This is a genomic window from Allochromatium palmeri, assembly GCF_009720725.1.
Classification (GTDB): Bacteria; Pseudomonadota; Gammaproteobacteria; order Chromatiales; family Chromatiaceae; genus Thermochromatium; species Thermochromatium palmeri.
Genome location: NZ_WNKT01000096.1, coordinates 1 through 3,984, shown reverse-complemented (window position 1 = coordinate 3,984; position 3,984 = coordinate 1). Strand labels below are relative to the sequence as shown.

The following is a 3,984-nucleotide window of genomic DNA, read 5'->3' as shown; positions in this document are numbered from 1 at the left end:
TACGGGCAGAATCGCCATTGAATCCGACTACAACCGTCGATTTCTGGGGCTGGTCACAGGTTTATGAAACATCCGGGACAAGTGGCTGATCAAGCGATGTATCGCGCGAAGCAAGACGGCCGTAACCGCTGGCATTACGGTGGTCATGGAACCAGCAACCAAGCTGAAAATGCAAGCACGGCTAGACCCTGAAAGAGCCGCTTTTGTGCGGACGCTCAAGATACCAGAGGAACGCTTTATTCATGCATGCCCGTGCCGCTGAAAAATACGAAGTCGGCGCTATCGTGAGGTGCGGAATGTGCTTTAAAAGATTTTGAGCAGACTGTTGTCAACTCCGGAGAAGCATTCCAGTTCAGAGATCCGGCACGAAAGTGAGCACACGGCTGTTGATGCAGTAGCGTCGCTTGGTGGGTGGGGGTCCATCCTCGAACACATGCCCGAGGTGGATACCAGAGCTCGCGCTGCGCACTTCCACACGCCGCATCCCATGACTCACGTCCTCGTGGAAAGTAATGGCGCCGTCTACGGGGTTGAAGAAGCTTGGCCAGCCGCTGCCGCTGTCGAACTTGGTTTCGCTGCGGAACAGTGGAGCGCCTGTGATCGGATCGACGAAGGTTCCAGGGCGCTTTTCATCGAGCAGCGAGCCAGTGAAGGCCCGCTCCGTGCCTTGCTCGAAGGCGACCCGGCGTTGCTCGGGAGTGAGGATCTGCAAACCAAGCCAGGCCCAGAAGCGCCCCGAGTCGCCATCGTAGCCGGTATAACGCGCCACCTCGCGACCATCCTCGAAGAGCACCAGCGTCGGCGTGGCAAACAGCGGTTTGTCCAGCGTCCAGCCAGTTGGTGCACTAAAACTCAGGCTGCGCGCGACCGCAACCGGGGATTGCCAGTGATCCAGCACCTCAGCCTTGAAGTGCTGGCAGGCGCCGCAGTCCTCCGCCTCGAAGACCACCAACTGTCGCGCCTGCGCCAGTGTCGCGCCATCCAAGGGCGCCGGTGAAGGCAGCGCAGCGGCTTTATCGATGTCCGATGTCGTGCCTGGATAGGCAATGCCCGTACCGCCAAGGCCGCAGTAGCCATGAGGGTTCTTGCGCAGATAGTCCTGGTGTTCCTCTTCGGCGCGGACATAGACCGAAAGCGGGGCGATCTCGGTGGTGATGGTGCCGCGTCCGGCCTGAGTGAGCGCTGCCTGATAGTGTGCGCGCATGCGCTCGGCCACCGCGGTTTGTTCGGGACTATTGGTGTAGATGGCGCTGCGGTAGTTGCTGCCGACATCATTGCCCTGACGGTCGCCTTGGGTGGGATCGTGGCTCTCCCAGAACTTCACCAGCACCTGTTCAAGGGTGATGCGCCTCGGATCGAAGCGTACCTTCACGACTTCGGCATGGTTGCGTTTGTCGCTGGCACCACGGCGTCGTATGCGCTCGTGCGCGAGGATGGTGTCGTAGGTGCCTTCAATCTCTCCATTGGCATAGCCGCTTTCAACATCAATGACCCCAGGCAGCTCGCTCAGACGCTTTTCTGCCCCCCAGAAGCAGCCCATGCCGAGGACGATGGATTCATCCGCTGGGTCTGGAGGACCAGACCTCAGTGGATCACGTGTGAGGTCTTGAGCCTGCGCGGCCTGGCTGTCTAGTCCAGCCTGAAGTAGCGTGCTCAAACCAAGTGCGATAAGCGGCCAGCGATGTTTCTGTTTCATCAGTCTTGCGCGAGAGACCCTGTCCTTGACGGACAGGGAGGGATGATAGCGCACCGCGCGGAGCGCGGTTAGGCCGCCCAGCTCGCGTCCTCCTGTAGGGTGGGTTAATGGCATAGCCATAACCGTCAGCGCGTTGTCGCGCCCGGCAATGGCGGTTGTCTCGATCTACCGAATCAGCGTCATTTCATTGACGAAGCTGCCCAGGTCAAGCTTCAGGCGCGGGGACTGGCCATCGTGTACTCTATAACATCCTGCCAGACGGGCAGCGATCAAAACCCTCGGCGCTTTGCCTTTCGCCAACGTGATTTTAATATTCCAGAGTTCGGCACTGAGGATCCTGGAATGGCTCTGTAATGAATTGGGTCGATGTGGCTTTTCCTCAATCCTCGAAGCCACGTATCCACTAAAAGCTCGCCTGCACCCGCTTCCCGCAATCCAGGTATCGACTTCAGGAACCGGGCCCGCACCGCCTCCGCCGCTCCGATCAGCCACTCGTCGCGTGAGACGACCACCACCAGATCCGGCCCAATCAGGTCTTCATCATCCCGGCGCAGCGGGATTTGCATGTGCTCGATGGCGCCGAGGCGCTGTGTGGGATCAAGGACGTAGGCGGCATCACCATCGCGCAGGCACCCGACACCGCTGGGCAGCCAGACATGCCGGAGAGCGCCATCGCGAGTGGCTGTATCGATTTCATCCTGTCGCCGGAAGCGATCGCGCACAAAATTGTCAGCATTGCCCGCAGAGATGATTCGGGTGGTCGTTCAGTCGCTGCCGAGGCACCGTAGTCGTGATCTGAGCGCATCGATTTCATCGAGCAGGTCGAGCACAAGCGCCGTGCTGGCCGCGTTCAATTCCAGATCGCGTGAGAGACGCAATGCCACCCGTGCGCGTCTGAGCGTCGCCCCGCCGAAACGCCAACGCTCTGGGGCTTCGCCGCTCGGCGTCAATACGCCTTCCATGACCAATGTCACCAGTTGATCGACGTCAGTCCGGCACACCCGGCTCAACTCGACGAGCGTGAACTGGACCTCTTCCTCAACAACAACGCACGGCGTCACGGTCCTGTTTGTCGTGTTCATCAGCCTCAAGCCTCCAAGACGGGTCGCGGTTGAAAGTCGCCGAACGCCTCGGCCATCCGGCGATAGGCGTCCTGTGCCGTCGGCGTGTCGGCGGGCGGCAAGCGGATCGACAGCACTGCATAGAGATCGCCGGGGGGAACGCTGGGAAGCCCCTGGCCTTTGAGGCGCAGCGTGCGACCCGGCGACGAGCCGGGCGGAACCCTCAGTTGTACGCTGCCATCGGGGGTCTGGACGGTGACACTGGCACCAAGGGCCGCTTCCCAAGGCGCGACTGGCAGGTCGAGGTAAACGTCGCGACCGTCGAGCCGAAAGATCGGGTGCGGCGCGAGCTCGATCTCAAGGTAGAGGTCACCCGCCGGGCCATCACCCTGTCCTGGTCCGCCCTGACCAGCGAGTCGCAGGTGTTGTCCGTCGCGGATGCCCTTGGGAATGTTGACCTCCAGGTGCCGCTCCTCAATGGTCGCCTGTCCGCTCGCATCGATGCGAGGGACGCGCAGCGAGATGCTGCGGCGCCCCCCGCGATAGGCGTCCTGTAAGTCGATTTGGACCTTGGCGTGATGGTCCTCGCCCGCCCGCTGGCCTCGCCCACGCGCTCCGCGCCCGCCCGCGGCCTGATACCCGAAGAGCGATTCGAAGAAGTCGCTGTGGTCGAAGTCGTGGCCGTCGCCCTCGGGGCCGCCACTGAACTCGAAGCCGCGATTCCATCCCGAAGGCGGATTGAAGTCCTGACCGCCTTTGTAACGGTTCCCCACCTCGTCATAGGCCGCACGCTTCTCGACGTCTTTCAGGGCTTCGTACGCCTCGGCCACTTCCTTGAAGCGCGCCTCGGCATCCGGCTCCTTGCTGACGTCGGGGTGGTATTTGCGCGCCAGCTTGCGGTAGGCGCGCTTGATCTCATCCTGAGCGACCGTGCGCTCCAGTCCGAGTACGGCGTAGTAATCCTTGAATTCCATCAACCCTCCCGCTGGTGGCTTTTGGCACCCGGTTAGCGTCTTGCGACGGGCTATGAGTCCAGAGGAAAGCGGCTAGTACCGCGCACTGTGAATTTTCGGGATAATCGCTCATCATTCTCCCACAGCCTGATTGTGAGTCGCTTCCCATGGCCCGTCCTGCCCCGTTGATTGAGCTACCCCCTGAACCACGCACCGTCCTGGAAGGTCTGGCGCGAAGCCGCGAAACCGCCCACAGCCTGGTGCAGCGGGCGCA

The 3,984-nt window shown here is 61.5% G+C and carries 5 protein-coding genes; 1 reads left to right on the top strand and 4 read right to left on the bottom strand.

Features of this window, described 5'->3' with window-relative positions:
• Positions 1-352 precede the first annotated feature (352 nt).
• Together msrA and GJ668_RS19395 are read right to left on the bottom strand one after the other, a co-directional pair.
• Positions 353-1,696 (bottom strand): peptide-methionine (S)-S-oxide reductase MsrA, encoded by a 1,344-nt coding sequence (gene msrA, locus GJ668_RS19400; RefSeq protein ID WP_155451729.1) that lies wholly within the window; start codon positions 1,694-1,696, stop codon positions 353-355.
• 269 nt (positions 1,697-1,965) lie between these two features.
• Positions 1,966-2,262, bottom strand: coding sequence for a hypothetical protein (locus tag GJ668_RS19395; RefSeq protein WP_155451728.1), 297 nt, complete (start codon positions 2,260-2,262; stop codon positions 1,966-1,968).
• Here GJ668_RS19395 and GJ668_RS19390 point away from each other — a divergent pair, their 5' ends adjacent.
• Positions 2,263-2,484, top strand: coding sequence for a chemotaxis protein CheB (locus tag GJ668_RS19390; protein ID WP_343032253.1), 222 nt, complete (start codon positions 2,263-2,265; stop codon positions 2,482-2,484).
• On the opposite strand, the gene GJ668_RS19385 is transcribed toward GJ668_RS19390, so the two are convergent.
• Complete coding sequence (locus GJ668_RS19385) at positions 2,461-2,778, bottom strand: chaperone modulator CbpM (protein WP_155451726.1); 318 nt, start codon at positions 2,776-2,778, stop codon at positions 2,461-2,463. The genes GJ668_RS19390 and GJ668_RS19385 overlap by 24 nt on opposite strands.
• 5 nt (positions 2,779-2,783) lie before the next feature.
• The gene (locus GJ668_RS19380) at positions 2,784-3,731 is read right to left on the bottom strand and encodes a DnaJ C-terminal domain-containing protein (protein WP_155451725.1); all 948 of its coding nucleotides are present in this window, start codon (positions 3,729-3,731) and stop codon (positions 2,784-2,786) included.
• Positions 3,732-3,984: the final 253 nt, after the last annotated feature.

Coding starts and splice junctions, on each gene's coding strand:
- msrA (WP_155451729.1), bottom strand. CDS start 1,696: ATGAAACAGAAACATCGCTGGCCGCTTATCGCACTTGGTTTGAGCACG.
- GJ668_RS19385 (WP_155451726.1), bottom strand. CDS start 2,778: ATGAACACGACAAACAGGACCGTGACGCCGTGCGTTGTTGTTGAGGAA.
- GJ668_RS19395 (WP_155451728.1), bottom strand. CDS start 2,262: ATGCAAATCCCGCTGCGCCGGGATGATGAAGACCTGATTGGGCCGGAT.
- GJ668_RS19380 (WP_155451725.1), bottom strand. CDS start 3,731: ATGGAATTCAAGGATTACTACGCCGTACTCGGACTGGAGCGCACGGTC.